This is a genomic window from Vibrio sp. 1159, assembly GCF_033340395.1.
Lineage (GTDB): Bacteria > Pseudomonadota > Gammaproteobacteria > Enterobacterales > Vibrionaceae > Vibrio > Vibrio alginolyticus.
Genome location: NZ_JAWOWL010000173.1, coordinates 1 through 1098 on the forward strand (window position 1 = coordinate 1; position 1098 = coordinate 1098).

General features: G+C 43.0%; 1 protein-coding gene. It reads right to left on the reverse strand.

Going from position 1 to position 1098, the window contains the following annotated elements; genetic code table 11:
- Window positions 1-9 precede the first annotated feature (9 nt).
- Window positions 10-1038, reverse strand: a complete 1029-nt coding sequence (locus tag R7127_RS26795) for an IS630 family transposase (RefSeq protein ID WP_258509544.1) — start codon at window positions 1036-1038, stop codon at window positions 10-12.
- Window positions 1039-1098: the final 60 nt, after the last annotated feature.

A 1098-nucleotide genomic window follows, 5' to 3' on the forward strand; every position in this document is an offset into this window, starting at 1 on the left:
TATACCCGTTCAACTTGAAGATGCTGGTTTCAAAATCTGAAAATTATCCGTAATTCTAGATACCAGTGAGCCTGCAACTTCTGGCAACGTTACATTGAAAAATTCATTAATGGCCGTTGTAAATTCAACCTTCGAGGAGAAGTAAATATTGTTCCTCGCATGCTCATTCATCACTTTCCATAACCGCTCGATGGGATTTAAATTTGGACTGTAAGGCGGCAAGTAATGAAGCTCGATATTGAGTACTTTTGCTGCATTTTTCACCAACTCTGACTGATGATAGGCTGCGCCATCAAGAACTAAGTGAACTTTTTGCTCCAACGGGTAATGCTCCTTTTTGAGCTTCCAGAAGAAGCGAACAATGCTCTCGCTGTTTATCGTGTCATACGAGTCGGTCACCGTTGCGCCAATATTTTGAAGTGGTAACGCACCGATAATATTAAGGCGAGTTCGACTGCCTGTTGTCTCAATAACTTTGTCTTGGCCTTTTCGTATCCAGCCATAACTGACTTTTGTTGACTGCGTAGGATGAACCGCATCCATGAACAACACAGGGTCTTCGCTGTTTCTTAGCGTCTCATCGTAATGTTCGATAAAGGCTTGCTGCATCTCTGGATTAAACTTGTGCGGTACACCTTTCGGCTTCTTATATGAGAAACCGTGATGATGTAGCCACTTGTTCATTCCAGCAACGGTATAACGGATACCAAACTCAGCTTGTACATAAGCGACAATCTGGTGGGTGTGAAAGAACGTTTTCTCAGTCAAATGCTCGATAAGCTGCATGGTTTGTCCAGCAGAAAGTCGGCTCTGGCTACCACCATTTTCAGGCTTAAGTTTTTCAGAGAGAACATAATCACTGAGATGTCGAGCAACGGTCGATTCGTGAATACGAAGAGCTTGAGAAATCATTGTCTGACTCCAACCTTCAGACGCAAGTAAAACCGCTTTGATACGGTCACGCACTCGACCATCACGAGTTGAATCGTGCATCTCTTCGAGTTGTTGTTTCTGTTGAGGAGTCAGTATTATTTTCATGGTGCGTAGCATGATCCTGATTTCATTGAAAATCAAGCATCTTCAATGATCACGGGTATA

Coding starts and splice junctions, on each gene's coding strand:
- R7127_RS26795 (WP_258509544.1), bottom strand. CDS start 1,038: ATGAAAATAATACTGACTCCTCAACAGAAACAACAACTCGAAGAGATG.